The 539-nt window shown below is 66.6% G+C and carries 1 protein-coding gene; it reads left to right on the top strand.

What is annotated here, in order from left to right; genetic code table 11:
• On the top strand, window positions 1-539 hold a 539-nt coding region (locus AC1U89_RS24615; RefSeq protein ID WP_479902232.1), incomplete at both ends, for a M13-type metalloendopeptidase.

Genomic DNA, 539 nt, shown 5'->3' with positions numbered 1-539 from the left:
TCCTGCAGCCGCCGTTCTTCACCGCCGACGCCGACGACGCCGTCAATTACGGCGGCATCGGCGCCGTAATCGGCCACGAAATCGGCCACGGTTTCGATGACCAGGGCTCGCAGTACGACGGCAACGGCCTGCTGCGCAACTGGTGGACCGAGGACGACCGCACCGCCTTCGAGGTCCTGACCTCGAAGCTGGTGGCGCAGTTCGACGCCCTCTCCCCCACAGCCGCCCCCGGCCACAACGTCAACGGCAAGCTCACCCTCGGCGAGAACATCGGGGATCTCGGTGGCCTCGCGATCGCCTACAAGGCCTACCTGATCAGCCTCGACGGGCAAGAGCCCCCTGTGCTCGACGGGCTGACCGGGGTCCAGCGGTTCTTCGCATCCTGGGCTGCGGTGTGGCGGCAGGTCATCCGGAAGGAAGAAGCCATCCGCCGGCTGGCGACAGACCCGCACTCCCCCAACGAGTTCCGCACGAATGCGATCGCCAAGAACCTCGATGCCTTCCATGACGCGTTCGCCGTCACGGATCAGGACGGCATG

Source organism: Caulobacter sp. 05T431, from assembly GCF_056665975.1.
This window is presented reverse-complemented; position numbering and strand designations above follow the sequence as displayed.